Source organism: Pseudomonas sp. Z8(2022), assembly GCF_025837155.1.
In the GTDB taxonomy this organism is placed as follows: domain Bacteria; phylum Pseudomonadota; class Gammaproteobacteria; order Pseudomonadales; family Pseudomonadaceae; genus Aquipseudomonas.
In genome coordinates this window covers 690,325-716,446 of record NZ_CP107549.1, presented here as the reverse complement: position 1 = coordinate 716,446, position 26,122 = coordinate 690,325, and the positions used below count along the sequence as shown (strand labels likewise).

Below are 26,122 nucleotides of genomic sequence, written 5' to 3'. Positions count from 1 at the left end.
CTGCACGCCGCCGGCTGGCGGCGCCTTCCGGCCGCCCGGCCATCCTACCCAAAGTGTGAACATGTCCGATTGCCCTGAATTCTCCGTCGCGCCGGTGCCGCAACAGCTGGCTGCGACGCTGCGCCACAAGATCGACCACAAAACCAAGCCGCTCGGCGCTCTGGGATCGCTGGAAATCCTGGCCCTGCAGATCGGCCTGATCCAGCAAAGCCTGACGCCCAAACTGTCGCGTCCCAGCCTGAGCATCTTCGCCGCCGACCATGGCCTGGCCCAGGCCGGAGTCAGCGCGTACCCGGCCGAAGTCACCGTACAGATGGTGCATAACTTTCTCGCTGGCGGTGCGGCCACCAATGTCTTTGCCCGCCAGCATGGCTTTGCCCTGCAGGTGGTCGATGCCGGGGTCAATTCCACCTTTGCCGCCGACCTGCCGCTGCGCCACGAGAAAGTCGCCTTCGGCTCGCGCAATGCCCTGCATGAGGCAGCGCTAAGCGATGCGCAGGTCAACGCATGCCTGGCCACGGGCCGGCGCCTGGCCCATGAGGAAGTGGCCAAGGGCAGCAATGTGCTGGCCTTCGGCGAGATGGGCATCGGCAACACCTCCTGCGCCAGCCTGCTGGCGCATATGCTGGCCGGCATCGACCTGGCGGCCTGCACCGGCCGCGGCACCGGCCTGGATGACGGCGGGCTGCAACGCAAGCTGGCGATCCTCAAGGCGGTGATGCAGCGGGTCGGGCCGGGACCGTATAGCGTACAGCAGGCACTGCGCGAAGTCGGCGGCCTGGAGGTGGTGATGATGACCGGCGCCATGCTGGGCGCCGCGGAACAAGGCGCGCTGATCATCATCGACGGTTTTATCGCCACTGCCGCACTGCTGGCCGCCATCCACATCGCCCCGGCGGTGCGTGATTACGCGGTATTTGGCCACCGCTCCGACGAGGGCGGCCACCCCTTGCTGTTGGCGCACTTGGGCGCTACGCCGCTGCTGCAATTGAATCTGCGCCTGGGCGAAGGCAGCGGTGCAGTGCTGGCCTATCCGCTGCTGGAGTCGGCCTGCGCGTTCCTCACCGAGATGAGTTCGTTCGATGAGGCCGGCGTGACCGGCGACAAGGTCAGCTGATGGATCAGCGCTCGTGGTTACGCCGTGAAAGCGATCGTTTTTTGCTGTCGCTGCAGTTCTTCACACGCATTCCGATTCCGGCCGCCGTGCCCTACTCCGAGACCGAGCTGAACCATGCGGCAATCTACTTCCCGCTGATCGGCAGCCTGATCGGCGGTCTCTGCGCTCTGGTGCTGTGGGGCGCCGGGCTGCTCTGGCCGATGCCGGTGGCGATCTGTATTTCCATGGTGTTTGGCCTACTGCTGACCGGCTGCTTCCACGAGGACGGCCTGGCCGACTGCATGGACGGCATGGGCGGTGGCTGGGAGCGCGAGCGCATCCTCACCATCATGCACGACTCGCGCCTGGGCACCTATGGCGCGGCGGCGCTGGTCAGCGCGCTGGCCGGCAAGTTCCTGCTGCTGTGGTCGCTGCCGGCGCAGTTCCTGCTACCGGTGCTGGTATTGGCGCATACGGTCAGTCGCATCAATGCCGCCAGCATGATGCTCAACGAGCCCTACGCCCGCCCCGAGGGCAAGGCCAAACCGTTGGCCATCGAGATCAGCCTCGGCGGCTTTGCCCTCGCCATCGCCCTGGCCCTGTTGCCGTTCCTGTTCATCGAGCTGCCGCCGCTGTTCTGGCTGGCACTGCTGCCGCTGGTGCTGCTGCGCCTGTGGTTCGCCCGCTGGCTGCGCAAGTGGATCGGCGGCTTCACCGGCGACTGCCTGGGCGCGCTGCAGCAGCTTTCGGAGCTGACGTTCCTCCTCGCGGTCTTGGCCCTGTGCCGCTTTATCTAGTACGCCACAGCCGCGTGGCGGCCAGCGGCCTGTGCTACGGGCAGAGTGACGTGCCCCTGGCCGCCAGCTTTGCCGACGAAGCCGCCGCCCTGAAGCGCCAGTTGGTGCAGACCTTCGGCGCCCAGCTGCCGCCGGTGCTGTGCAGCCCCAGTGCGCGTTGCGTGCAGCTGGCACAGGCACTGGACATGCGCGTCAATCTCGACGCGCGGCTGATGGAGCTGAACTTCGGCGCCTGGGAAGGCAAAAGCTGGGCGGAGCTGGACGGACCCGAGGCGCGGCACTGGGGTGATCACTGGCAGACCGTAGCGCCGCCTCACGGCGAATCGCTAGCTGAATTAATTTCACGTGTGGATGAATGCATTGCCGGTTTTCCAGCAGGCGATCATCTGCTAATTACCCACGCAGGCCCGATCCGCGTGCTCTGGCACCAGTTTTCCGGCCTGACACTGGAGCAGGCCTTCGCCTGTCCGGTACCTCACGCCAAGCTGATCGTCCTCTAGCAGGCGTTGCGCCAGCGCCCGTCTGCGGCTAAGGTGCGCGGGTTTTCCTATCGGTGCGCAAGTTCTTGCGTTAAACGGGAAGCCGGTGACGCCCACCCGGGCCATTCCGGCACTGCCCCCGCAACGGTAAATGACCGCCTTCTGCAGAAGGCACAGCCCCCGTATTACCACTGGGTTCGACCTGGGAAGGTGGCGCGGCTGAGGTCATGAGTCCGGAGACCGGCCGACTGGAACCGACTGGTGTTGCGGAGGGCATCACCGTCAAGCGTGCCCTCGCGTGCGCTTGCTCCTGCCCTCCTCAAAAGTACATGACTCTTTTGAGGATCCCTGATGAAACTGTCCCGCCTTGCCCTGGCTGTCGCCCTGGCGCCTGGCTTCGCCCTGGCCGATACGCCGTCGCGCGATGACGCGCTGAAACTCCAGGACACTCTGATCACCGCCAACCGCGAGGTCGAATCGCGCAGCGCCACCACGGTGGCCAGCAGCGTATTCACCCGGGCTGACATCGAGCGTCTGCAGCCCAGCAGCGTGCTGGATCTCCTGCAGCGCGCCCCCGGCGTGCAAGTGGTGCAAAGCGGCGGTCGCGGCAGCCTCACCAGCCTGTTCATTCGCGGCACCAAGACCGCGCAGAACGTGGTGCTGGTCGACGGCCAGCGCATCGCCGACGCCTCCTCCGGCACCCCGTTTCTGGAGTGGCTGAGCATCGACCAGATCGAACGCGTGGAAATCCTCCGCGGGCCGCGTTCGACGCTGTATGGCGCCGACGCAGTCGGTGGCGTGATTCAGATATTCACCCGCCGTGCGGAAGCCGGACAGCGCAGCGGCCATGTACGCCTCGGTTATGGCAGCCGGCAGAACTGGGAGCGTAGCGCAGGCCTGGCGCTGGCCGATGACGACACCCGTTTCAGCCTCAACGCCAGCAGCTCGGACACCCAGGGCATCAACCGCTCGACACATGCCAATGCAGGCTCTGACCAGGATCACGATGCCTACCGCAACAATGCCCTGAGCCTGAACCTCAGCCACCGTCTCAGCCAACAGCTAAGTCTGGGTCTCAGCCTGCTGGAACAACGCGGCGAGGTAGAGTTCGATAACGACAGCGGCGGGGGCTACCCCTACCAGGACTTCCAGGTCAGCAGCCAGGCCTTCCATGTCGATGCACAACTGACCGACAGCTGGAACAGTCGGGTGGAACTCGGCCACAGCGAAAACCGCTACCGGACAGCCTACGACGACACCCGCAATAGCCGCCACAATCACACCTACCGCGACTCGGTTTCCTGGCTCAACACGCTGGAGTTGGACGAGCGCCACTCCGTGCTGGTCGGCGCCGACTGGCTGGAAGACAGGCTGCACAGCAACAATGCCTACAGCCAGGACAACCGCTGGAACCGCGGTCTGCTGCTGCAGCATCGCTACAACGGCGAGCTGTTCTCCACGGAGCTGGGCGCACGCCAGGACCGCAACCAGCAGTTCGGCAACCATGACACTTTCAATGGGGCGCTGACCTGGCACATCAATCTCGACAACGACCTGATCCTGTCCTACGCGACCGGCTTCCGCGCACCGGCCTTCCAGGACATCTACGCCCCGGCCGGCTGGGGCGCCAACCCGGATCTGCAGCCGGAGGAGTCCAAGAGCGTCGAATTGCAATGGCGCAGCCAACTGGCCGAAGAGACGCGCCTCGAGGTTTCTCTGTATCGAACCAAGATCGACAACGCCATCGTCGCCGATAGCACTTGGACGATGCAGAACCTCGACCGCGCCCGCATCAATGGCTTCGAGGCCTCGCTGCAGCAGCGACTGGGCGACTGGGAGTCCAATCTGGGGGTGTCACTGACCGATCCACGCGACGTCGAAACCGGCCATACCCTCAACCGTCGCGCCCGTCGTACCCTGAGCCTGGACCTTGACCGCCAGTTCGGCGCGTTCTCGGTTGGAGCCGGCTGGCAGGCGATCAGCAGCTCCTATGACGATACCGACAACGAGCGGGAACTCGCCGGCTACGGCCTTCTAGCGGTGCGCGGCAGCTGGCAGGCCAGCGAAGAAGTGGAGCTGGCTCTAAAAGTCGATAACCTGCTGGACAAGGACTACACCCGCGCCCAGTACACGGTGTGGCCGTCCCCGGACGTCCATGATTATCGCGAGGAAGGCCGCACCGCCCTGTTCTCGGTCACCTGGACGCCGCAGTTCTGATCTGCCGCCAAGCAGCCCGGCACCCGCCGCGCTGCTTGGACAGCGCTTACCGGGCTCGAGCCAGGCTTTCACACAAGCGCTGCAGCGCCCCCAGCATCCTGAAACTCGGCCGTTCCAGTCCGCTATCCGGCACGGGCCATACCTGATCCAGCTGTACTGCACGCAGTTGCGGCCAGCTCTGCCAGCCATCGAGCTCTGCATCACTGCCGCCCAGAATCACTTGCGGATCGCGCGCCAGCACCGCCTCGATACTCACCTGCGGCGCCGGCTGCGGCAGGTCGGCAAACAGATTACGCGCGCCGCAGACGGCCAGGGCATCGCCGAGCAGCTGCCCTGCACCGATGGTGTACAGCGGCTGATGCCAGATCTGATAGAACACCTCCAACGGGCGGTCCCGATGGTAGCGGCTGCGCAACGCGGCCACTGTCCTCGCGAAGTCATCGGCCAGACGCTGTCCCTGTTCGCGACGGCCGACCTGCTCGGCAATCAACATGAATGAATCGGGCATCTGTTCGAGCCGACTTGGTCCGACCAGCAGCACGGCTATACCGAGGCGGCGCAATTGCGCCAGCTGGGCCGGCGGCACACTGCCGGGCACGGCCAGCACCAGATCCGGATCAAGCTGTAGCAGACGCTCGAATTCGATCTGGCCATGCCGACCGACCCGTGGCAGACGACTCAGTTCTTGCGGCACGGCATCGCCCTCGAACACACCGACCAGCAGATCGCCAGCGTCCAGATCGAGGAGGATTTCACTCAGCGAAGGCGCCAGGCTGACCACCCGTTCCGCGGCCATCAGCGGCATCGCCAGCAGGGACAGTACCAGTAGCAGCGCGCGCATCAGCCCAGCTGGCGGGGAATGCGATAGAGGCAGTGCAGCACGACGCTGGACAGCGCCAGCAGCACCAGGGGGATTGCCTCGAGCCCGGCAAACACCGCCAGCGCGCCAACCCAGGCCGGTGCGGCGGCGCCCAGCAGGGCACGCAGGCGAACCCGGTCCAGTTCCAGCCAGGCGGCCGGTTCCTGGTCACTGTCGAGTGCGTGCTGGGTGGCGATCAGCGCCCGTTTGTAAGCGGAGAACAGCGGCAGGCTGACGAACATCGACGCCAGCCCGGCAATGAACAACGGCATGCTCAATACGGTGTGCCCACCCCCGCCGAACAGCAGGTTGAACACCAACACCGGAGCCAGAGCCACCGCCAGCTGACGCCACCAGGCCAACGCCAGACGGCGTTTCACCTGGCCTCGGGTCACAGGCTTTCCTCGGTCTCGCCCTGATGCTGATTACCCAGCATATGGCCGAGCTTGCCGGCCTTGGTGGCGAGATAGCGCTTGTTGTAGGGGTTATGCGCGATCTGCAGTGGAACCCGATGGTCCACGGCGATGCCCATATCGCCCAGCGCCTTGACCTTGCGCGGGTTGTTGGTCATCAGCTTGAGGCTGTTGATGCCCAGATGCTCGAGCATCGGCAGGCAGATCGAGTATTCGCGCTGGTCGGCGCGGAACCCCAGACGCTCATTGGCCTCGACGGTATCGGCACCACCATCCTGCAGCTCATAGGCGCGGATCTTGTTCAGCAGGCCGATGCCACGGCCTTCCTGACGCAGGTAGAGCAATACGCCGCGGCCCTCGTTGGCAATGGCCTGCAGCGCCGCCTGCAGCTGCGCACCGCAGTCGCAGCGCAAGCTGAACAGGGCATCGCCGGTCAGACATTCGGAGTGCAGACGCCCCAGCACCGGAGCACCATCGGCGACGTTACCGAGGGTCAGGGCCACATGTTCCTTGCCGGTCGCCTCGTCGAGGAAGCCATGCATGGTGAACACACCGAAGGGCGTGGGCAGTTGGGAGGCGGCGACGAACACGACGGACACCGGATACTCCTAGCAATGAGTACTAAACAGGGCCAGCATTGTATCAGCAGCCCCTGCCCACCGGTCAGTCAGAATTGCCGATGATCTGTATCGAAACGGTCTATGGCTGTCTTAGAGCTTGGACTCCAGCACCAGCATCCCCTGCTCCTCGCGCCACCCCACCCGACTGAGGAAGCTCATGCCCAGCAGCGCCTCGTGCGGAGCACCGCCCTCCAGCACCACGGCCTCGACGCCCAGCACTTCCAGATCGCCGACCTTGACCCGGTCGAGCATTACCCGCCAGCCACGGGTCACGCCGCTGGCAGTGTTGACCTGCAGCGGCCGGCCGCTGACCCGGTAGTCGATGCCCAGGCGCCTGGCGTGGGCGTCGTTGAGCGCCACCGACGTGGCCCCGGTGTCGACCAGAAACTGCACCGTCTGGCCATTGACCGAGCCCGCCACCCAGTAGTGACCGCCAATGCCCTTGGCGATGCTCAGGCGCTTTTTCACCGGTTCGGCGAAACCACCGCTGTACTCGCGACTCATGGGATAGGCGCGCTCGACACCATCGATGCGCAACACGGCGCCCTGCTTGTCGACACTGACCACCTGCACGCCATCCGGGCCGGTGTCACCGACGCGAACCAGCTTGCGCTGACCATCGACGTTGATCACCGCCGCGCCGGGAAACAGGCCGACAACCTGCACCTGAGAAGCCGCCCAGGAAGGACTCGCACACACCAGCGCCAGCATGGCGAGACAGTGACGAAGCTGCATGAATAAGAGTCTCCCGGCTCAGTCGAAGGGATAGGGCCAATGCGCGAAGATCGACCGCAATTCGCCGTTGGCGACAAGCGCAGCCATGCGCCGGTCATAAATGTCGGCCAGGGCACGGCCGCGCGGCGTATCGGCAAAGCCGAGATAAAGCGGCAACTGCGTCAGATCCGTCACGCGGTATCGCCGAGACTTGGCCGCCTCGCTCAGTACCTGATCGACCTCGGGGCGGGCGTCGATGTAGAAATCGGCATGCCCCAGATCGAGCATGCCAAGAATACCGGCCCGCCGCTGCACTTCCCGGTAGTCGCGCACATTCGGCAGATATTCCTCATATCTGTAACCTCGTACCCAGACCAGTCGATGCTCGCCGAGGTTGTCCAGGGTGGGCAGCGGTTTGTCCTTGAGGCTGAGCGCTACGATCTGATCACGATCATAGGGATACTGCGGGTAGAACACCCCGTCCTTCAGCTCGTCGCGATAGGAACCGACCCAGGCGTCGGCCTCGCCACGCTGCACCAGCCCTACGGAGCGGGTATAGGGCACGCTGTGGATATCCAGACGGACGCCGGCAGGCTCGAATACTCTGCGCATGATGTCCCACGCCAGCCCCGTGCCGTCGGTTTCCGTGTAGTCCTCCCACACCTCGCTGGCCAGGCGTATCTCATCCGGCTGACCGCTCTGCGCCTGGACGCCAGGCAACACAGAGAACATCAACAGCACACCCAGCCAGACCCACTTCATCCGCACGCCAGCCCCTCAGAAGCCCAGTCCGGCTCCATAGTTGCTCCATCCCCATATCAGCCCCTGCATGGCCAGCCAGGCGAAGACCCCGGCGAGAACATCGTCGAGCATGATGCCGACACCGCCGTGTACGTGGCGGTCGATCCAGCGAATCGGCCAGGGTTTGACGATGTCGAACAAACGGAACATGAGAAAGCCCAGCAGCAACCAGACCCAGCCCTCGGGCACCAGCCACAGGGTGATCCACATGCCGACCATCTCGTCCCAGACGATGCCTTCATGGTCATGCACGCGCAGATCGTCGGCGACCTTGCCGCACAGCCAGAAGCCGAACAGCATGGTCACGCCGAGCATCAGCCAGTAGCCCCAGTCCGGCAGCATCTGCCACAGCGGCACGAACGGCAGCGCCACCAGCGAACCCCAGGTACCGGGTGCCTTGGGCAGGGTGCCGGAGCCGAAACCGAAGGCGATGAAATGCCAGGGGTTGCGCCACACCGAGGGTGGTACGTATTCGACGGGAACCTGGTTGGGGTGATCGGTCACGCGTGCTCCGTCCTGTCAGAAATGTTGGTAGCCGCCACGCGGCGGCTCGATAGGCTGGCCGGCGGCGTCCAGCAACTGTACCCCAGAGCCGGGCAGCACGCGGCCGATTACCCGTACTTCAGGCCAATCGGCTTGCAACTGTGCGAGCAAATCCGGCTGCAGGGTGAAGGCCAGTCGGTAGTCGTCACCACCACCCAGAGCGCAGAGGCGCGCCTGCTCCTCGCCGGCGAAGGCACGCAACGCGGCCGACAGGGGAATCCGCGCCAGCTCGATCTGCAAGGCGACCTGCGAAGCCCTGGCGATATGCCCGCAGTCGGCAAGCAGGCCGTCGGAAATATCCAGCGCGGCCGAGGCCCGGCCACGCAGGGCCTGGCCCAGGGCCAGCTGTGGCTGCGGCGACCAGTAACGCGCCAGCAGCGCTGCACTGATTTCAGGTGTTGTCTCGCGCTGCCCCAATACCAACGGCAAGGCGCCTGCTGCATCGCCCAGTTCGCCACCGACACAGAGCAGATCACCCACCTGCGCACCACTGCGCAGCAGCGCCTTGCCGACCGGCACGCGGCCGAATACGGTCAGCGTCAGGCTCAAGGGGCCGCGCGTGGTATCGCCGCCGACCAGTGCAAGGGAACAGCTCTGCGCCATCGATTGCAGGCCGCGAGCGAACTCCGCCAGCCAGGTTTCACTGGCACTCGGCAATGTCAGTGCGAGGGTAAAGGCCTGCGGCGTGGCGCCCATGGCAGCCAGATCGCTGGCAGAGACAGCCAGCGCACGCTGGCCAAGGAGAAAGGCATCGCTGGCCTCGGGGAAGTGCACCCCGGCGACCAGCGTATCGGTGGACACCGCCAACTGCTCGCCGGCAGGCAACGCCAGCAGCGCACAGTCGTCGCCAATGCCGCGAACCACGCCGTCGCCGCCCTGAGCACAGGGGGCGGCAGCGAAGTAATGGCGGATCAGCTCGAACTCACCCATGGGTCAGCGACGATCTGCCGAACGTCGGTCCTGCATGACAGAAGCCGGGCCCTGGCGTGCAAGATCGTGAATCGAGCATCCCCAGAGACCTCAACGCCTGTTGGCGTTGACTTCGGCGGCACGCAGCGTGGGCGCGAGCTTGTCGAGGATGCCGTTGACGAACTTGTGCCCGTCGGTAGCGCCGAACACCTTGGCCAACTCGATACCTTCGTTGATCACCACCTTGTAGGGGACGTCGACGCGGTTCTTCAGCTCGTAGGTGGACAGACGCAGGATCGCCAGTTCGACCGGATCGATCTCTTCCAGCGGACGATCGAGCAGCGGCGTGAAGGCCGCATCCAGCTCGGTCTTCTGCCGCGGCACGCCGTGCAGGATCTCGTGGAAGTAGGCCCCGTCGACCTTGCTGAAGTCGTTGTCGACGCGGAACTGCGCTTCGATCTCGTTCAGCGGCTGGCCGGCGATATGCCAGGAGTACAGGGCCTGCATGGCCAGGGTACGGGCCTCGCGGCGGGCGAGAATCTTGCCGCTGGGGCCCTTCTTGGCCGGCTGGCCGTTACCGGAGTTGCTCACTTGGCCTCCAACTGCGCCAGCAGACTGACCATTTCCAGGGCAGACAGCGCAGCTTCGGCACCCTTGTTACCCGCCTTGGTGCCGGAACGTTCGATGGCTTGTTCGATGGAGTCGACGGTCAGTACGCCGAAGGCGACCGGCACACCGTATTCCATGGAGACCTGGGCCAGGCCCTTGGTGCACTCGCCGGCGACGTATTCGAAGTGCGGAGTACCGCCGCGGATGACCGCGCCGAGGGCGATGATCGCGGCATATTCGCCACGCTGAGCGACCTTCTGGGTCACCAGCGGAATCTCGAAGGCACCCGGCGCACGGATGATGGTGATGTCGCTCTCGCTAACACCGTGGCGAACCAGGGCGTCGATGGCGCCGCTGACCAGGCTCTCGACGACGAAGCTGTTGAAACGGCCTACCACCAGGGCGTATTTGCCCTTCGGGGCGATGAAGGTACCTTCGATGGTCTTCAGGGTCATGACGGGTCTCACATGGGTTAAAGAGCCGGAGCGCTCTGCGCTCCGAAAAATAAGATTCGTGCTCCCTGGGGAGCGGGCTTTACTCCCCTCTCCCATTTATGGGAGAGGGGCCGGGGGAGAGGGTCGGCGTTGGCCGCAACGCCCTCACCCGCCCTTCGGGCACCCTCTCCCGCAAGCAGGAGAGGATCATCAGCTTTGGCCCTTTTGGGCTGTTTTCAGTCAGCCGGCAGGTATTCTACAACCTCGAGGTCGAAGCCGGATATCGCGTTGAACTTCATCGGCGAGCTCATCAGACGCATCTTGCGCACGCCCAGGTCGCGCAGGATCTGCGAACCGGCGCCCACCGTGCTGTAGGTCGCGGGATTGGCCGGTTGCTGACGGCTGGCCAGGGCCAGCAGCTCGGGGCCGGTCAGCGGGTTGCCGAGCAGCAGCACCACGCCACTGCCGGCCTTGGCCACTTCGGCCATGGCCGCACGCATGCTCCAGCGCCCCGGCTGGTTGACCATGAACAGATCGCGCAGCGGGTCCATGTTGTGCACGCGCACCAGAGTCGGCTCTTCGGCGCAGATGGTGCCCAGCGTCAGCGCCATGTGCGCGGTATTCTCGACGCCGTCACGGTAGGTCACCAGATTGAACTGACCCAGCTCGGTATCCAGCGGCTGCTCGCTGATGCGCTCGACAGTGCGCTCGTGGATCAGGCGGTAATGGATCAGGTCGGCGATGGTGCCGATCTTCAGGCCGTGCTCCTCGGCGAACTTCTCCAGCTCCGGACGACGGGCCATGGTGCCGTCGTCGTTCATGATCTCGCAGATCACCCCACTCGGCTCGAAGCCGCCCATGCGCGCCAGGTCGCAGGCTGCCTCGGTATGCCCCGCACGGGCCAGCACGCCGCCGGGCTGGGCCATCAGCGGGAAGATGTGGCCGGGGCTGACGATATCCTCGGCCACGGCATTCTTGGCGACAGCGGCCTGCACGGTGCGTGCACGGTCGGCAGCCGAGATACCGGTAGTCACACCCTCGGCGGCCTCGATGGAAACGGTGAACTTGGTGCCGAAACCGGAGCCGTTGCGCGGCGCCATCAGTGGCAGCTTGAGCAGCTCGCAGCGCTCGCGGGTCATCGGCATGCAGATCAGGCCGCGGGCGAAGCGGGCCATGAAGTTGATGTGCTCGGCGGTGACGCATTCGGAGGCGACGATGATATCGCCTTCGTTCTCGCGGTCCTCGTCATCCATGAGGATGACCATCTTGCCGGCGCGGATGTCTTCGATCAGTTCTTCGGGGGTATTGAGCGCCATCGGGGCGTCTCCTCAATTCTTCAGGTAGCCGTGTTCGGCAAGAAAGCTTTCGGTCAGGCCCGAGGCCTTGGGTTCGGCGGCCTTGTCGCCGAGCAGCAGACGCTCCAGGTAACGCGCCAGCAGATCGACTTCGAGGTTGACCTTACGTCCGGGCTGGTAATCGACCATGATGGTCTCGGCCAGGGTGTGCGGCACGATGGTCAGTTCGAACTCGGCGCCATCGACCGCGTTGACGGTCAGGCTGGTGCCGTCGACGGTGATCGAGCCCTTGTGCGCGATGTACTTGGCCAGCTCACGCGGCGCGCGCACCTTGAACTGTACGGCGCGGGCGTTATCGGCGCGCGAGACGATCTCGCCGACGCCATCGACATGGCCGCTGACCAGGTGCCCACCGAGGCGGCTGGTGGGCGTCAGGGCCTTTTCCAGATTCACCGCGCTGCCCGGTTTGAGGTCGACGAAGGCGGTGCGTGCCAGCGTCTCGCGGCTGACGTCGGCCCAGAAGCCGTCGCCGGGAAGCTCCACGGCGGTCAGGCACACGCCGTTGACGGCGATGCTGTCACCGAGCTTGACGTCACCCAGGTCGAGTTTGCCGGTGGACACGTAGACACGTACGTCGCCGCCCTTCGGCGTCATGGCGCGAATACTGCCGATGGCTTCGATTATGCCGGTGAACATGCGCCCTCCGAATCTTGCTTGAAGATAATGCACAGCATGGATGAACTCCTGTTTTGGTCAAAAACAGGGCAATGCCGATCGATGGGGATTTCACGGGCACGCATGAGGCGCCCGAGGAGGGAATCCCGCTCTCTCTTTATCCGGACTATACCGTCGGCCCCGGAATCGCACCGGGTCTGCTTGACCTCGCGCGGCAGGAGCCGTGGCGAGCGCTCGCGGGCTAGGCAGAAGCTGCCATTACCGCCGGTGGGGAATTTCACCCCGCCCTGAGAACGTTGCGGCCATATGCAATGACCGCGTGGCGTTTTACCACATTTATCGCGACGCTGCATGCCCATCGCGGGCTGCCCGCATCGCTCGCTCCTAGCTGACCTTGGGGCGCGCGGTGATCTGCCAGTCGTCGCCGACGGCGCGGATATCGACGATCTGCAACTCCGGCGCCTCGACCATGCGATTGAGTGGCAGTTCGAGCAGAGGCCGGGCACTGGAGCCGAGCAGCTTGGGGGCGACGAAGATGCGGTACTCGTCAACCAGTCCGGCACGCGCGAAAGCCCCCGCCAGACGCGGCCCGGCCTCGACCAGCACCTCGTTGGTGCCACGCGAGGCCAACTCCTGCAACAGCTTGCGCAGATCGACATGACCATTGCTGCCCGGCACGGCGAGCAGTTCGTGACCGTCCTCCTGATAGCGATCACGGGCGGCGGCAGCGGCGCAGGTGGCCACCAGTGCCGGGCCAACCTCGAAGAAGGATTTGTTCAACGGCACCCGCAGACGGCCATCCACCAGCACACGCAGCGGCGGCCGCGCCTGCGCCAGCGCGGTCAGCTCCGCGCCCAGGCCCAGTTCATCGGCACGCACGGTCAGCCGTGCATCATCGGCCAGCACAGTATCGGCACCACTGAGCACCACGCTGGCCTGTGCCCGCAGGCGCTGCACCGCGGAGCGCGCTGCCGGCCCGGTGATCCACTGGCTTTCGCCACTGGCCATGGCGGTGCGCCCATCCAGGCTCATCGCCAGCTTCACCCGCACGAAGGGCAGGCCCTTCTCCATGCGCTTGATGAAACCAGCGTTGAGGGCTCGCGCCTCTTCCTCCAGCACGCCGCTGGCAACCTCGATACCGACCTCGGCGAGGCGACGCAGGCCGCTGCCGGCGACCTGCGGATTGGGGTCCTGCATCGCCGCGACCACCCGGGCGACGCCTGCGGCGACCAGCGCATCGGCGCACGGCGGGGTACGACCATGGTGACTACAGGGTTCCAGGGTGACGTAGGCGGTGGCGCCGCGCGCCTTGTCGCCAGCCTGGCGCAGGGCGTGTACCTCGGCATGCGGCTCGCCGGCACGGGCGTGCCAGCCTTCACCGACGATGCGCCCGTCGCGGACGATGACGCAGCCGACGCGGGGATTGGGATGGGTGGAGTAAAGCCCTTTGCGCGCCAGGCGCAGCGCCTGGGCCATGAACTGGTGATCAAGCTCGCTCATCGGCTTTTCGACGGCTCGCGGGCCAGACGCTCGATCTCTTCGCGGAATTCGTTGAGATCCTGGAAGCGGCGATAGACCGAGGCGAAACGGATATAGGCCACCTCATCGAGCTTGCTCAGCTCGGTCATCACCAGCTCGCCCAGCACCAGCGACTTCACTTCGCGCTCGCCGGTAGCCCGCAGTTGCTGCTTGATGCGGGCGATGGCCTCCTCCAGACGCTCGACGCTGACCGGGCGCTTTTCCAGCGCACGCTGCATGCCGGCACGCAGTTTTTCTTCGTCGAAGGGCTGACGGCTGCCGTCCTGCTTGATCAGGCGCGGCATTACCAGCTCGGCGGTTTCGAAGGTGGTGAAACGTTCACCGCAGGCCACGCATTCGCGGCGGCGGCGAACCTGGTCGCCCTCGGCGACCAGACGGGAATCGATGACCTTGGTGTCGTTGGCGGCGCAGAAGGGACAATGCATGGCAGGCGCGGGATATTGGCGGCAAAGGCGTCATGGTAGCGCATAGAGACAGCAAGACAAATTAAGCTATGCCAACGCACTTCCCTGAGCAGAACCTGCCATGAACCGATACCAGTTTTTCCTGCCACTGGCCCTGAGCGGCCTGCTCGCTGCCTGCGCCAGCGACCCCACGACAACCCCGCCACCTCCCGCACCAGCCGCGGCGGAGAGTGCAGCCAGCACCGCGAGCATCCGGGGGCCAGGCCTGCACGGCGAGCTGATCGGCGTGCCCGCCGGCGCCGATGTCGATCTGGCGCTATTGGGCGTGGACCTGCGTGGCCGGCCGCGCGCACTGCTTGGTCAGGTTCATCTGCAAGGCAACGGCCAGACGCTGCCGTTTCATCTGCCCCTGAGCAGCCAGCAGGCGCCCCAGAATCTTCGCCTTGAGCTGCGTGGCCGGGTCAGCCAGTCCGGGCGCCTGGTGCAACGCCTGCCGGCACGCAGCATTGCCGAACCGAGCGATCAGGACCTTGGCGCCCTGCATCTGGTACCGGTGCCATGAGGCCGCCCGAGGCGCTGCAACAGGCGCTAAGCGAACTGCTTGGCGATGCCCGCCTGGTGGCCGAAACCCTGCCGGGTACCGATATAGCCCTGTGGCTGATCGACGCCAGCAACATGGATCGTGCATTCAATCCCGAGGAAACCCGGCGCATCCTCGAAGAGCCGCCGTACTGGTGCTTCTGCTGGGCCAGCGGCCTGGTGCTGGCGCGCTGGCTGGCCGAGCGGCCCGAGTGGGTGCGCGGCAAGCGCGTACTGGATTTCGGCGCAGGTTCGGGTGTGGCCGCCATTGCTGCCGCCAAGGCCGGCGCTGCCGAAGTGGTGGCCTGCGATCTCGACCCCGTGGCTCTGGCCGCGAGCCGTGCCAATGCCGAGCTCAATGGCGTGACGCTGAACTACTCGGACGATTTCTTCGCCGAAGCGGACCGCTACGACCTGATCCTAGTGGCCGACGTGCTCTACGACCGCGCCAATCTGCCGTTGCTGGACCACTTCCTCGGCCGTGGCCGCCAGGCGCTGGTGGCCGACTCGCGGGTCAAGGATTTCCAGCATCCGCTCTACCAGCGTCTGGCGATGCTCGATGGCTGCACCTGGCCGGACCTGGCCGAGCCCGCGGAATTTCGCGAGGTCAGTCTGTATCACGCGGCGCGCCCCTTGTAACCGCGCCCCGCTGCCCGCATTAATAGACTATTGCCCTGCTTTTGAGACCAACCATGAGCGACTCCCCTTACATCTTCGACATATCCGGCGCCGCCAGCTTCGAGCAACTGGTGATCGAGAACTCCTTCCACAAACCGGTGCTGGTGGACTTCTGGGCCGAATGGTGCGCGCCGTGCAAGGCGCTGATGCCGATGCTGGCGAAGATCACCGAGGAATATGCCGGCGAACTGCTGCTGGCCAAGGTCAACTGCGATATAGAGCAGGACATCGTCATGCGCTTCGGCATTCGCAGCCTGCCCACCGTCGTGCTGTTCAAGGACGGTCAGCCGGTGGACGGCTTCGCCGGCGCCCAGCCGGAAGCGGCGATCCGCGAGATGCTCAAGCCCCATGTTGCCGAACCGGCCCCGGCCGCTGCCGACCCGATGGAAAGCGCCCAGGCACTGTTCGCCGAAGGACGTTTTGCCGAGACCGAGGCACTGCTCAAGCAGGTGCTGGCCGATGACAACGAGAACGCCGCCGCGCTGATTCTCTACGCACGCTGCCTCGCCGAACGCGGCGAGCTGGGCGAGGCCGAAGTGGTCCTCGATGCGGTCAAGAGCGATGAACACAAGCAGGCACTGGCCGGCGCCAAGGCACAGCTGACCTTCCTGCGTCAGGCCGCCGACCTGCCGGATGCGGCCACGCTGAAAAGTCGCCTGGCGCAGAATGCCGAGGATGATGAGGCGGTCTACCAGCTGGCCGTGCAACAACTGGCGCGCCAGCAGTACGAGGCCGCGCTGGAAGGTCTGCTCAAGTTGTTCGTGCGCAACCGCAGCTACGCTGACGGTCTGCCGCACAAGACGCTGCTACAGGTCTTCGACCTGCTTGGCGGCGATCATCCGCTGGTCACCAGCTACCGCCGCAAGTTGTATCAGGCGATCTACTGACCTCCCGGTTGGCGCGTTCTTCGTAGGGGCCAGCCGCGAGAGCCAGAGAGGACCAAGCTACTCCGCTACCCAGTGATAGATCGGCGCATCCGCGCCGGTCTCCATGCGGATCTGCGCGCAGTGGCGCAAACGCACCAGCAAGCGCTTGCCTGCGGCTTCTCCACCGGCCAGTGCGGCCAGTTGCGCCATCAGTCGCGGCCCTTCCACCTGTCCCGCATCACGCACCAGCTGCAATGCGGTCTGCCACAGAGCATCGCCGGCATCTGTCGCATGTGCCGGCGCCGCTGTGCTCGCCTCCGGCGTCACCGCCATATGCTGAGCCAGTTGCGCCCAGTCTCCGGCATCCAGCTCCAGCGTCAGGTCCACCGGCCAGTCACCGATTCGCCCACGAATTCGCACCATCTTCAGCCTCCAGTCAGGAGACTGCATGCTCCCATGGCTGCAGCAGGCTGGCCAGCCTGCCATAAAAGTTGTTATAACGTAACAACTAAGCCATCCCAAGCTGGAGAGAACCATGCGCCACCTGCTCGCCCTGCCCTTCGTCCTGCTGCCTCTGGTCGCCGCCCAGGCTCATGACCATGATCACCATCACGACAGCCTGAGCGCCCATGAGCATGGCGTCGCCAGCCTCAATGCAGCGCTGGAGGGCAACCTGCTGGAGCTGCAGTTCGAAAGCCCGGCGGTGAACCTGGTCGGTTTCGAGCACGCGGCCAGGAGCGACGCCGACAAGGCCAGGGTCGCCGCCGCCCGCCAGGAACTGGAACAGCCCATCATGTTGTTCGCGCTCGAAAAAGGTGACTGCAAGGCCACCGAAGTGGAGCTGGAAAGCCCGTTATTCGGCGACGCCGACCACGACCACGACCACGACCACGACCACGACCACGACCACGACCATCATGCTCACGAAGGCGCGCACAGCGACATCCACGCGCACTATCGCTTCCAATGCGCCAAAGCCAACGAATTGAAACAGTTGGATCTCGCCGAACTGTTCAAACGCTTCCCCGTCACCGAGAAGATTCAGGTACAACTGATCGGCCCGAACGGCCAGCAGGGTTTGGAACTGACGCCGACGCAACCACGCCTGAGCTTCTGACCCGCCACGCCCGATTGCCGCAGCCAGAGCACCTCGCTGCGGCAATCAATGCACTCTTCCGAGACGCCGCAGACGATGACCGAACCTCTGATCGAACTCGCCAATCTCGGCTTCGCCTGGCCCGGCCAGACGCAGTTGCTGGATATCCCCGCCTTTACCCTGGCGCGCGGTGAAACCCTGTTCCTCAAAGGCCCCAGCGGCAGCGGCAAGACCACCCTGCTCGGCCTGCTCGGCGGCGTGCAACGTGCGCAAAACGGCCATATCCGCCTGCTCGGCCAGGATCTGGGCCAACTATCTGCCGGTGCCCGCGACCGCTTCCGTGTCGATCACACCGGCTACATCTTCCAGCAGTTCAACCTGCTGCCCTTTCTTTCCGTGCGCGAGAACGTCGAACTGCCCTGCCGTTTCTCACGCCTGCGTGCCGAACGTGCATGTCAGCGTCACGGCAGCATCGATGCCGCGGCAGCGGCGCTGCTTGGTCATCTCGGCCTGCGCGCCGAACTGCTCGGGCGCCGCGCCGATGAACTGTCGATCGGCCAGCAACAACGGGTCGCCGCCGCTCGCGCACTGATCGGCCAGCCGGAACTGGTGATCGCCGACGAGCCGACCTCGGCCCTGGACTTCGATGCCCGCGAGGCCTTCCTGAAACTGCTCTTCGCCGAATGCCGCGCCGCCGGCGCCAGCCTTCTGTTCGTCAGCCACGACCAGAGCCTGGCCCCTCTGTTCGACCGCAACCTGTCACTGGCCGAACTCAACCGCGCCGCCAAGCCTGTCGAGGCCTGACATGCACCTGATCCGCATCGCCCTGGCCAGCCTGGCCAACCGCCGTTTCACTGCACTGCTCACGGTATTCGCTGTCGCCCTGTCGGTCTGTCTGCTGCTGGCCGTAGAGCGCGTGCGAACCGAGGCACGCGCCAGCTTCGCCAACACCATCAGCGGCACCGACCTGATCGTCGGCGCACGCTCGGGTAGCGTGAATCTGCTGCTGTACTCGGTTTTCCGCATCGGCAATGCCACCAACAACATCCGCTGGGACAGCTTCGAGCGCTTCGCCGAGCATCGTCAGGTGAAATGGGCCATCCCCATTTCCCTCGGCGACTCGCACCGCGGCTACCGGGTAATGGGCACCAGCACCGCCTATTTCGAGCATTACCGCTACGCCCGCAGCCAAACGCTGCAGTTGGCTCAGGGGCGCGCCTTCGCCGACGATCCCTTCGAAGTGGTGCTCGGTGCGGAAGTGGCCCAGGCACTGGGCTACGGCCTCGGCGAGAAGATCGTCCTGGCTCATGGCGTTGCCACCATCAGCCTGGTCAAGCACGACGACAAGCCCTTCACCGTGGTCGGCATCCTCGAACGCACCGGCACGCCGGTGGATCGCACCCTGCACATTTCCCTGGCCGGGATGGAGGCGCTGCATATCGACTGGCACAACGGCATGCCGGCACGCGGCGCGGCGCAGGTCAGCGCGGATCAGGCACGCGCCTTGGACCTGCAACCGAAGCAGATCACCGCCTTCATGTTGGGCCTCAACAGCAAGATCGCGACCTTCAGTCTGCAGCGCGAGATCAATGAATTCCGCGGCGAGCCGCTGCTGGCGATCCTGCCGGGCGTCGCGCTGCAGGAACTGTGGAGCCTGATGGGCACCGCCGAGCAGGCGTTGTTCGTGGTTTCGCTGTTCGTCGTGCTGACCGGCCTGATCGGCATGCTTACGGCGATTCTCACCAGCCTCAACGAGCGCCGCCGGGAGATGGCGATCCTGCGCTCGGTGGGTGCCCGCCCCTGGCATATCGCCAGCCTGCTGGTGCTGGAGGCCTTCACCCTGGCACTGGCCGGCGTGGCTTTCGGCGTCGCGCTGCTGTACCTAGGCATCGCCGCCAGCCAGGGCTTCGTACAGGCCAATTACGGCCTGTATCTGGCGCTCAATGCCCCATCCGGCTACGAGTGGAAACTGCTGGGCAGCATTCTCCTCGCGGCCGTGGCAATGGGCAGCGTGCCGGCCTGGCGCGCCTATCGACAGTCCTTGGCCGACGGTCTGTCGATTCGCCTGTAAGGCAAGAATGGAGCGCCTCGCGTAGACTGCGCGGGCGCTTCTTCAACGAGGTATCCCATGTCACGCCACCTGCTCGCCACCCTGCTGCTGACGCTGTGCCTGCCGCTGTCTGCCGCCGAGGTGCGCGAAATCACCTGGTCCGATCTGATCCCGCCGGATGCGCCGCCACAGAAGGTCGATGCGGCGCCCATCCACGATCTCTCGCAACTGGCCGACGCCTTGTCCGAAGCCGGCCCGGCGGCCACGCAGCAGTCGCCGGCCGCCCCGGTGGTCAAGGCGCTCGATGGTCAACAGGTGAAGCTGCCCGGCTATATCGTGCCGCTGGATGTGACCGACGAAGGCCGCGTGGTGGAATTCCTGCTGGTGCCCTACTTCGGCGCCTGTATCCACGTGCCGCCGCCGCCATCGAACCAGATCGTCCACGTCACCAGCGACCTCGGCGTGCTGCTCGATGCGCTGTATCAGCCGTTCTGGGTGGAAGGCCCGCTCAAGGTCGAGCACGTCAGCAGCGAGCTGGCCGAGGTCGGCTACCAGATGGAAGCGGGCAAGATCTACGCCTACGAACTGCCCGACAGCTGATCTTCGCAGGAGCGGCTTCAGCCGCGAAACGATTCGCGAGTAAACCCGCTCGTGCCAATACCCTCCAAAGAAAAAGCCAGACATCGAGTCTGGCTTTTTCATATCCGCCATCGTCAACTACGGCTGGCGACCCGATTCTCGCGCTCGAAACGCAGCTCGCTTTCCGCCCATTGCCGCCACGAACGTACCTTGGACCGCTCGGCACCACCTCGTTCGGCACGCGCCAGCGCATCCAGGCCTGCCTGCCAGCGCGACTGCTCCAGTTCCAGCTGAGCGACGTACAGCCAGTGCTTGCCATTGCCGCTGCGCTCGGCCAGCGGGCGCAGCACACGCACCGCAGCGGCGCGATCACGCGCCTGCCACCAGAACAGCCCCAGGCGCTCCTGGCGGGTGTCGGTATTGGCCAGCAGGCCACTGTCGAGCATGCCGGCGAGCAGCTTGGCGCCCTGCCAGGGCTGATCGGCGGCGCCTGCCAGCAGCACCAGGTTGTCCAGCTCCGACTCGCTGAAACGCAGCCCCTTGCTATGCGCCGCACGCAGGGTCGCCAGTGCCTTGTCATTGCTGCCTGCCAGTTGCTGCAGAGCAGCCAGCTGCCGCCAGCCCTTGGCATCGTCCGGCTGGCGCGCCAGCAGCTGGCGCTGCCAGCGTTCGGCCTGTGCATAGCGCTTCAGATCGGCATTGGCGCCCACCAGAAACTGCAGCCAGATGTCGGCGGCATTGGGATTGGCCTGCACGTATCGCTCGGCCAGCGGCAACGCCTTGGCCGGCTGGTTCATGCCCTGATAGGCCTGCACCAGCATTTGCAGCACCTCCTCGGAGGCATTGCCCTGAGTGGGCGCGAGCAACTCGACGACCTTGGCGTAGCGGCGCTCGCCCAGGTTGAGCTTGGCCAGATTGAGGCGCTCGCCAGCAAGCATTTCATCGTCCAGCTTGCCGCTGCGCACGGCCTTCTCCAGCCACTCGATGGCCTGAGCGTTGTTGCCGGCCGACCAGGCCACATAGGCCTTGCTGCGCCAGACCAGCGCCTCTTCGAGGCTGCCGCTCTTGGCCTGGACCTCATCCAGCGCGCGTCGCGCCGCGCTATAGTCGCCCTTCTGCTGCGCACTCTGCGCCGCATTCAACGCCTTGAACACGGCCGGGTCGATGGTCTGCTGGGCCATGCTGGGCACGGCCGCGGCACTGAGCATCAAGAGCAACAACCAACGGTACATGGTCAGCTCCTTTCCAGGCGGAAGTAGAGGGTCTTCACCGCTTCACGGTCCACCGCCAGGCCACCTTCGGTACGCGGCGCAAAGCGCCAGCGTGCAGCAGCGCGGCGCGCTTCGCGTTCGAAGACGTTACGCGGGTTGGCTTCCAGCACGCGGATGTTCTCCACGCTGCCGGAGCGATTGATGGTGAAAGCCAGTTTGACGAAACCTTCGATGCCCCGCTGCAGCGCATAACGGGGGTACTCCGGGCGCACGTCGTTGAGCGGCATGACTTCGCTCTCCATTCCGCCCATCCGCCCGCCGGACTCTGCAGCCTCGCTCGGCGGCGCCGGTGCCGGAGCGCCCGGTGCAAGGCCAGACAGGCTCGGCGCCGGGGCACTGTTGACGGCAACCCCGCTGGCCAGGCTCGGCAACTGGATGTCCAGTGCCGGCAGGTTGGCATTCGGCGTGGCCGTTTGCGGCGTCGGCGGCGTCGGTGGCTGCGGCGTTTGCGGCTGCGGCGGCTGCGGTGCCTGCTGACGGGTGCGGCTGGCGGTCTCGCTGGAATTGCCGTCCATGCGCACGAAATTGGCCACGCTGACCGGGTCCTGACTGACCTTGGCACTCGGCGGCGCGACCATGTACAGCATCAGGGCGAACAACCCCAAAGCCATCAGGCAGGCACCGAGAAAAGACAGCGGCAGGCGCATCAGTTGACTCCGCTACCGGCAGCCAGGGCGACATCCTGCACACCGGCCAGACGCGCCTGATCCATCACCTGGACCACCAGGCCGGTACGCGCATCCTGGTCGGCCTGCACCACCACCGCACCTTCCGGCTGGTCGACACGCATGCGCTCGACATGGGCACGCACGCTGCGGATATCCACCGGTTGCTTGTCCATCCAGATCTGCCCGTCGGCGGTGACGGCAATGAGTATGTTGCCCTTGTCCTGCGGGCTGGCGGTTTCCGCCTGCGGACGCTGCACCTCGACGCCGGACTCGCGGATGAAGGAGCTGGTGACAATGAAGAAGATCAGCATGATGAAGACCACATCGAGCATCGGCGTGAGGTCGATGCCGGTGTCTTCGTCCTGCTGGTGGTGACGACGCATTCTCATGTTGGGCGATCTCAGTCGTGACGCAGCTGGTCGGCCAGCCGCTCGATGGCCTGGCTGGCTTCGCGTTCAAGGCGCGCCAGGCTGAACAATCCGGGAATGGCCAGGACCATGCCGGCCATGGTCGGCAGGGTCGCCTGCCACACACCTGCGGCCATGCCGCGTGGGTTACCGGTGCCGTTGAGGGCGAGCACGTCGAACACGGCGATCATGCCGAGCACCGTGCCGAGCAGGCCCAGCAGCGGATACAGCGCCACCAGGGTCTTGCCCAGGCGCAGCGGCGCCGCCAGTTGCTGACGCGCCTGCGCCAGCCAGGCCAGACGCACCGCACGTTGCCAGTTGCCGTTGTCATCGGCGAGCACCTGCTGCCAGGCCTCGCGGCGCTCCTGTACCCAGCGCGGGAAAATCCTGCGCATGTACCAGAAGCGCTCGAACACCAGGGTCCAGAACACCACGCAGAGCACCGCCAGGGCCCACATCACCACGCCGCCGGCGCTCATGAAGTCGAGCAGCGCATAGGCGCTGTCGACCGCACGCAGCCAGAAGGCGAACAGATCAGTCACGGCGCGACGCTCCCGACAGGTGCAGGGCGATCAGGCCGGCACTCTGCTGCTCGAGAATCTGGATCAGGCCCTTGCTGCGGCTGGCCAGCAAGCTGTGCAAGAACAGCAGCGGGATGGCGGTCACCAGCCCCTGCACGGTGGTCACCAGCGCCTGGGAAATCCCGTCGGCCATCATCCTCGAGTCACCACCGCCGCTCTGGGTGATGGCTTGGAAGGTCACGATCATGCCGGTCACGGTACCCAGCAGACCAAGCAGCGGGGCCACGGCGGCGAGCAGCTTGAGAAGGCCCTGGCCTTTCTCCAGCGGCGGTGTTTCCTGCAGGATCGCCTCGTCGAGCTTCAGTTCCAGGGTTTCCAGATCCGCCAGTTGCGGCTTGGCACCCAGTACACCGATCACACGCCCCAGCGGGTTGTCATCCCGCGGCATGCTGAGGTTATGCATCTGCGCCTTGACCAGGCGGCCGACGCGGCTCAGATAAATCATCCGCCACAGCGCCAGTAGCAGGCCAAAGGTTCCCAGCACGACGATCACCCAGCCGACCAGGCCACCCTGCTGCAGACGATCCCACAGGGTCGGCTGCTGCTGCAGCTGCGCTAGCAGACCGCCACGACTCGGGTCGATGGGCAGCGTGGCAAGCGCATCGGTGCTGCTCAGGTAGCCCCGGACCTGCCCCAGACCGGACGGTTGACGCGGCGGAGCCACCAGTTGCCCGGCATCGGCGTCGTAACGCAGGAAGGCGTCCTCGCCGTATACGGCGAAGGCACCGACGCGCAGCACCTGCTGCTCCTGACGCGAACCGTCGGCATTCACCACCGGCAGCTGCAGGCGCTCGACACGACCGCTGGCGGCCAGGTCTTCGAGCAGCAACATCCAGTAGCCGTCGAGGTCCTCTGCGGACGGCAGCGAGCGGCTTGCAGCGAGGGCCTTGAGGCGCTTCAGGCGCTCCGGGTACTGGGCGTTGAGCAGGCTGTCCTGCCATTGCCCGGCGACATCACCGGCGCTCTGCCGTACCACGCCAAACAGCTCGCCAAGATGACCGACACGCTGCGCCAGCAGTTTTTCCTGCTCCGCCAGCTCGGCTTCCTGCCGGTCGAATTCAGCCTTGAGGCGTTCACTTTCGGCTTTCTGGGCATTCAGCGCGGAACGTGCCGCGGCCAGCAACTGTGCCTGCTCGCTACGTTTGGCGAGAAACGCCTGCTCACGCTCCTGCATGGCGCTGACTTCGGCCGCGCGCTCACTGCGGATGCGCTGCAACAGTTGATCGGGGTTGAGGGTTTCGGCTACGGCGGCCAGTGCCGGCAACAGGCTGAGCGCCAGTACGGCTACAACACGACGACTCATTGTGCGGCCTCCTGGGCCAGGGTCTTGATCGGCAGAGACAGCACGGCGGGCGCCTGTTGCTGACGGGCGATGGCGATAGCCTGGGTCAGCGGACGGCGCGCGCTGCCGTCGAGCACTTCCCAGGCCTTGGTCTGCGGGTTCCACCAGCCGCTCTCGTGGGCGTCGAGGGTCTGGTAATAGAGCATGCTGCGACCCAGGCGCAGGAACTCCACGCTGCGCGAAGCGCCATCGGCCTGGTTCAGTTCGCCGCGCCAGGCTTCGAGCGTGCGGCCATAATCGCTCTCGATCTGATAGGCCTCGAGGATGCGGCGGTATTTGTCGGCCAGGCTGACATCGGCGCGCGGCAGCAGATCCTGCAGCTGAGTCAGGCGATCCTCACGTTCCTCGGGCAGGAATGGCAGATCGGCGGCGATGAATTCGCCCAGCACCTCAACCATCTTGACCATCTGCGGGCTGACCGCTTCCTGGGTACGCTCGATGCCGTCGAGCTGCTTCTGATAGCTGGCCAGCTCCTGACGCTGGGCTTCGACCAGGTCACGAAGCTGACTGTTATAACCTTTCAAAGCCTCAGCCTGCTGCAGAGCATTACGGTACTCGGTGAGCATCTCGCGGCTGGCGTCATCCAACTGCTCGACGCGGCCCTGCGAGGCTTTTGCCTCGGCGGCCAGGCGCTGGCTTTCATCCAGCGCGGCGTCCAGCGGCGCAGCAGCCAGCGAGCCGCTGGCCAACATCAGGGCCACGGCCAGGGAACGGGGGGGAAAGCGATTCATGCGCAAAGGGTCCTCAACAGACGGGCTTGCCTCAAAAAGAGAAACATTATCATCTAGAGATGCATTCGAAGCAACGGACAAAACACTGCAGCAGAGCCCGTCGATCTATTGAGCCAGGTCAAAAAGTGAATTGTTGCTTGGCTTAGTATTGATCTCAGCCAAATACACAACCGACTCGAACTGGAGCTCGCTATGTACAAGTCACTGTTCACTGCCTCACTGCTGGCACTGGCAATCGCCGCCCCCATTGCCCAGGCCCACCAGGCTGGCGACATCATCGTTCGCGCCGGTGCCGTTACCGTCGATCCGCATGAAAAGAGCTCGAACGTCAAGATTGGCGGCGCCAAGGCCGCAGGCACCGGCGCAACCCTCGACAGTGACACCCAGCTGGGTCTGAACTTCGCCTACATGCTCACCGACAAGCTCGGCATCGAACTGCTGGCGGCCACTCCGTTCAGCCACGACATCGGCACCAAAGGTCTCGGTGGCCTGAAGCTGGGCTCGGTCAAGCACCTGCCGCCGACCCTGAGCCTGGTTTACTACCCGCTCGACAGCAAATCGGCCTTCCAGCCCTATGTCGGTGCCGGCATCAACTACACGTGGTTCTTCGACGACAAGCTCAGCAGCGAAGCGGAAGCTAACAACTTCCGCGGCCTGGACCTGAAGGATTCCTGGGGCCTGGCGGCGCAGATCGGCGCTGACTACATGCTGACCGACAACCTGATGCTCAACGCCCAGATCCGCTACATCGACATCGAAACCAAGGGCACCACCTACGCTGGCACCACCAAGGTCAGCGTCGATGTGGACGTCGATCCCTTCGTCTACATGGTCGGCCTGGGCTACAAGTTCTGACAGCCCTCGCAGAAA

32 protein-coding genes and 2 riboswitches are annotated in these 26,122 nt (G+C 65.1%); of the genes, 12 read left to right on the top strand and 20 right to left on the bottom strand.

Annotated elements, in window-relative coordinates:
- Positions 1-61 precede the first annotated feature (61 nt).
- The 4 genes from cobT (at position 62) to OEG79_RS03400 (ending at position 4,589) form a co-directional block, all read left to right on the top strand.
- Complete coding sequence (gene cobT / locus OEG79_RS03415; protein ID WP_264147437.1) at positions 62-1,117, top strand: nicotinate-nucleotide--dimethylbenzimidazole phosphoribosyltransferase; 1,056 nt, start codon at positions 62-64, stop codon at positions 1,115-1,117.
- Complete coding sequence (locus OEG79_RS03410; protein WP_264147436.1) at positions 1,117-1,893, top strand: adenosylcobinamide-GDP ribazoletransferase; 777 nt, start codon at positions 1,117-1,119, stop codon at positions 1,891-1,893. Before cobT ends, OEG79_RS03410 begins: the two co-directional genes overlap by 1 nt.
- On the top strand, positions 1,878-2,393 hold the full coding sequence (locus OEG79_RS03405; protein WP_264147435.1) for a histidine phosphatase family protein: 516 nt from the start codon (positions 1,878-1,880) through the stop codon (positions 2,391-2,393). The genes OEG79_RS03410 and OEG79_RS03405 overlap by 16 nt, the downstream gene beginning before the upstream one ends.
- A gap of 34 nt (positions 2,394-2,427) precedes the next feature.
- Positions 2,428-2,636, top strand: a riboswitch (cobalamin riboswitch).
- 87 nt (positions 2,637-2,723) lie between these two features.
- Positions 2,724-4,589 carry a TonB-dependent receptor domain-containing protein gene (locus tag OEG79_RS03400; RefSeq protein ID WP_264147434.1) on the top strand — a complete coding sequence of 622 codons (1,866 nt, stop codon included), beginning with the start codon at positions 2,724-2,726 and terminating at the stop codon, positions 4,587-4,589.
- 46 nt (positions 4,590-4,635) lie between these two features.
- On the opposite strand, the gene OEG79_RS03395 is transcribed toward OEG79_RS03400, so the two are convergent.
- The 13 genes from OEG79_RS03395 to nrdR all read right to left on the bottom strand — a co-directional run bounded on the left by OEG79_RS03395 (position 4,636) and on the right by nrdR (position 14,425).
- Positions 4,636-5,430: a cobalamin-binding protein gene (locus tag OEG79_RS03395; RefSeq protein ID WP_264147433.1), complete on the bottom strand. Its 795-nt coding sequence runs from the start codon at positions 5,428-5,430 to the stop codon at positions 4,636-4,638.
- Complete coding sequence (locus OEG79_RS03390; protein WP_264147432.1) at positions 5,430-5,843, bottom strand: MFS transporter; 414 nt, start codon at positions 5,841-5,843, stop codon at positions 5,430-5,432. The genes OEG79_RS03395 and OEG79_RS03390 overlap by 1 nt, the downstream gene beginning before the upstream one ends.
- Entirely contained in the window at positions 5,840-6,460 is a 621-nt protein-coding gene (ribA, locus tag OEG79_RS03385) for a GTP cyclohydrolase II (protein ID WP_264147431.1), read from the bottom strand. The genes OEG79_RS03390 and ribA overlap by 4 nt, the downstream gene beginning before the upstream one ends.
- 111 nt (positions 6,461-6,571) lie before the next feature.
- The gene (locus tag OEG79_RS03380; RefSeq protein ID WP_264147430.1) at positions 6,572-7,216 is read right to left on the bottom strand and encodes a TIGR02281 family clan AA aspartic protease; all 645 of its coding nucleotides are present in this window, start codon (positions 7,214-7,216) and stop codon (positions 6,572-6,574) included.
- 18 nt (positions 7,217-7,234) lie between these two features.
- Positions 7,235-7,963, bottom strand: a complete 729-nt coding sequence (locus OEG79_RS03375) for a substrate-binding periplasmic protein (RefSeq protein ID WP_264147429.1) — start codon at positions 7,961-7,963, stop codon at positions 7,235-7,237.
- A gap of 9 nt (positions 7,964-7,972) precedes the next feature.
- A complete protein-coding gene (locus tag OEG79_RS03370) occupies positions 7,973-8,500 on the bottom strand; it encodes a phosphatidylglycerophosphatase A (RefSeq protein ID WP_264147428.1) in 528 nt (175 codons plus the stop codon).
- A gap of 15 nt (positions 8,501-8,515) precedes the next feature.
- Positions 8,516-9,469 (bottom strand): thiamine-phosphate kinase, encoded by a 954-nt coding sequence (gene thiL, locus OEG79_RS03365; RefSeq protein WP_264147427.1) that lies wholly within the window; start codon positions 9,467-9,469, stop codon positions 8,516-8,518.
- A gap of 90 nt (positions 9,470-9,559) precedes the next feature.
- A complete protein-coding gene (gene nusB / locus OEG79_RS03360; RefSeq protein WP_264147426.1) occupies positions 9,560-10,039 on the bottom strand; it encodes a transcription antitermination factor NusB in 480 nt (159 codons plus the stop codon).
- Complete coding sequence (ribE, locus tag OEG79_RS03355; protein WP_012019761.1) at positions 10,036-10,512, bottom strand: 6,7-dimethyl-8-ribityllumazine synthase; 477 nt, start codon at positions 10,510-10,512, stop codon at positions 10,036-10,038. Before ribE ends, nusB begins: the two co-directional genes overlap by 4 nt.
- Before the next feature lie 215 nt (positions 10,513-10,727).
- A complete protein-coding gene (gene ribBA, locus OEG79_RS03350) occupies positions 10,728-11,807 on the bottom strand; it encodes a bifunctional 3,4-dihydroxy-2-butanone-4-phosphate synthase/GTP cyclohydrolase II (protein WP_264147425.1) in 1,080 nt (359 codons plus the stop codon).
- 12 nt (positions 11,808-11,819) lie between these two features.
- Positions 11,820-12,482, bottom strand: a complete 663-nt coding sequence (locus OEG79_RS03345) for a riboflavin synthase (RefSeq protein WP_264147424.1) — start codon at positions 12,480-12,482, stop codon at positions 11,820-11,822.
- Between the two features lie 123 nt (positions 12,483-12,605).
- Positions 12,606-12,760, bottom strand: a riboswitch (FMN riboswitch).
- A gap of 85 nt (positions 12,761-12,845) precedes the next feature.
- Positions 12,846-13,961: a bifunctional diaminohydroxyphosphoribosylaminopyrimidine deaminase/5-amino-6-(5-phosphoribosylamino)uracil reductase RibD gene (gene ribD, locus OEG79_RS03340; protein ID WP_264147423.1), complete on the bottom strand. Its 1,116-nt coding sequence runs from the start codon at positions 13,959-13,961 to the stop codon at positions 12,846-12,848.
- On the bottom strand, positions 13,958-14,425 hold the full coding sequence (nrdR, locus tag OEG79_RS03335) for a transcriptional regulator NrdR (protein ID WP_003243991.1): 468 nt from the start codon (positions 14,423-14,425) through the stop codon (positions 13,958-13,960). The genes ribD and nrdR overlap by 4 nt, the downstream gene beginning before the upstream one ends.
- A gap of 100 nt (positions 14,426-14,525) precedes the next feature.
- On the opposite strand from nrdR, the gene OEG79_RS03330 reads away from it, so the two are divergent.
- Genes OEG79_RS03330 through trxA form a run of 3 tightly spaced genes read left to right on the top strand, consistent with a single transcriptional unit; the run spans position 14,526 to position 16,548 of the window.
- A complete protein-coding gene (locus OEG79_RS03330) occupies positions 14,526-14,966 on the top strand; it encodes a YbaY family lipoprotein (RefSeq protein ID WP_264147422.1) in 441 nt (146 codons plus the stop codon).
- A complete protein-coding gene (locus tag OEG79_RS03325; RefSeq protein WP_264147421.1) occupies positions 14,963-15,622 on the top strand; it encodes a class I SAM-dependent methyltransferase in 660 nt (219 codons plus the stop codon). The genes OEG79_RS03330 and OEG79_RS03325 overlap by 4 nt, the downstream gene beginning before the upstream one ends.
- Positions 15,623-15,675: 53 nt before the next feature.
- Entirely contained in the window at positions 15,676-16,548 is an 873-nt protein-coding gene (trxA, locus tag OEG79_RS03320) for a thioredoxin (protein WP_264147420.1), read from the top strand.
- 57 nt (positions 16,549-16,605) lie between these two features.
- On the opposite strand, the gene OEG79_RS03315 is transcribed toward trxA, so the two are convergent.
- Entirely contained in the window at positions 16,606-16,950 is a 345-nt protein-coding gene (locus tag OEG79_RS03315; protein ID WP_264147419.1) for a hypothetical protein, read from the bottom strand.
- A gap of 112 nt (positions 16,951-17,062) precedes the next feature.
- On the opposite strand from OEG79_RS03315, the gene OEG79_RS03310 reads away from it, so the two are divergent.
- From OEG79_RS03310 to OEG79_RS03295, 4 genes are all read left to right on the top strand, one after another.
- Positions 17,063-17,644: a DUF2796 domain-containing protein gene (locus tag OEG79_RS03310; protein WP_264147418.1), complete on the top strand. Its 582-nt coding sequence runs from the start codon at positions 17,063-17,065 to the stop codon at positions 17,642-17,644.
- A 75-nt stretch (positions 17,645-17,719) separates the two neighbouring features.
- Positions 17,720-18,427 carry an ABC transporter ATP-binding protein gene (locus tag OEG79_RS03305; RefSeq protein WP_264147417.1) on the top strand — a complete coding sequence of 236 codons (708 nt, stop codon included), beginning with the start codon at positions 17,720-17,722 and terminating at the stop codon, positions 18,425-18,427.
- Between the two features lies 1 nt (position 18,428).
- On the top strand, positions 18,429-19,694 hold the full coding sequence (locus OEG79_RS03300) for an ABC transporter permease (protein WP_264147416.1): 1,266 nt from the start codon (positions 18,429-18,431) through the stop codon (positions 19,692-19,694).
- A 57-nt stretch (positions 19,695-19,751) separates the two neighbouring features.
- Complete coding sequence (locus OEG79_RS03295) at positions 19,752-20,273, top strand: DUF3299 domain-containing protein (RefSeq protein WP_264147415.1); 522 nt, start codon at positions 19,752-19,754, stop codon at positions 20,271-20,273.
- Between the two features lie 113 nt (positions 20,274-20,386).
- Here OEG79_RS03295 and OEG79_RS03290 read toward each other — a convergent pair whose 3' ends face one another.
- The 6 genes from OEG79_RS03290 to OEG79_RS03265 are packed head-to-tail and all read right to left on the bottom strand — an operon-like array spanning position 20,387 to position 25,252.
- The gene (locus OEG79_RS03290) at positions 20,387-21,484 is read right to left on the bottom strand and encodes a tetratricopeptide repeat protein (RefSeq protein ID WP_264147414.1); all 1,098 of its coding nucleotides are present in this window, start codon (positions 21,482-21,484) and stop codon (positions 20,387-20,389) included.
- A 2-nt stretch (positions 21,485-21,486) separates the two neighbouring features.
- On the bottom strand, positions 21,487-22,170 hold the full coding sequence (locus OEG79_RS03285) for a TonB family protein (RefSeq protein WP_264147413.1): 684 nt from the start codon (positions 22,168-22,170) through the stop codon (positions 21,487-21,489).
- Entirely contained in the window at positions 22,170-22,580 is a 411-nt protein-coding gene (locus OEG79_RS03280) for an ExbD/TolR family protein (RefSeq protein WP_021489595.1), read from the bottom strand. The genes OEG79_RS03285 and OEG79_RS03280 overlap by 1 nt, the downstream gene beginning before the upstream one ends.
- Before the next feature lie 11 nt (positions 22,581-22,591).
- Positions 22,592-23,140 carry a MotA/TolQ/ExbB proton channel family protein gene (locus OEG79_RS03275; RefSeq protein WP_100549131.1) on the bottom strand — a complete coding sequence of 183 codons (549 nt, stop codon included), beginning with the start codon at positions 23,138-23,140 and terminating at the stop codon, positions 22,592-22,594.
- Positions 23,133-24,482, bottom strand: coding sequence for a MotA/TolQ/ExbB proton channel family protein (locus OEG79_RS03270; RefSeq protein ID WP_264147412.1), 1,350 nt, complete (start codon positions 24,480-24,482; stop codon positions 23,133-23,135). The genes OEG79_RS03275 and OEG79_RS03270 overlap by 8 nt, the downstream gene beginning before the upstream one ends.
- Entirely contained in the window at positions 24,479-25,252 is a 774-nt protein-coding gene (locus OEG79_RS03265; RefSeq protein ID WP_264147411.1) for a DUF3450 domain-containing protein, read from the bottom strand. Before OEG79_RS03265 ends, OEG79_RS03270 begins: the two co-directional genes overlap by 4 nt.
- Before the next feature lie 192 nt (positions 25,253-25,444).
- Between OEG79_RS03265 and OEG79_RS03260 the strand changes: the two genes are divergently transcribed.
- Positions 25,445-26,107 carry an OmpW/AlkL family protein gene (locus OEG79_RS03260; protein ID WP_264147410.1) on the top strand — a complete coding sequence of 221 codons (663 nt, stop codon included), beginning with the start codon at positions 25,445-25,447 and terminating at the stop codon, positions 26,105-26,107.
- The last annotated feature ends 15 nt before the right edge of the window (positions 26,108-26,122 follow it).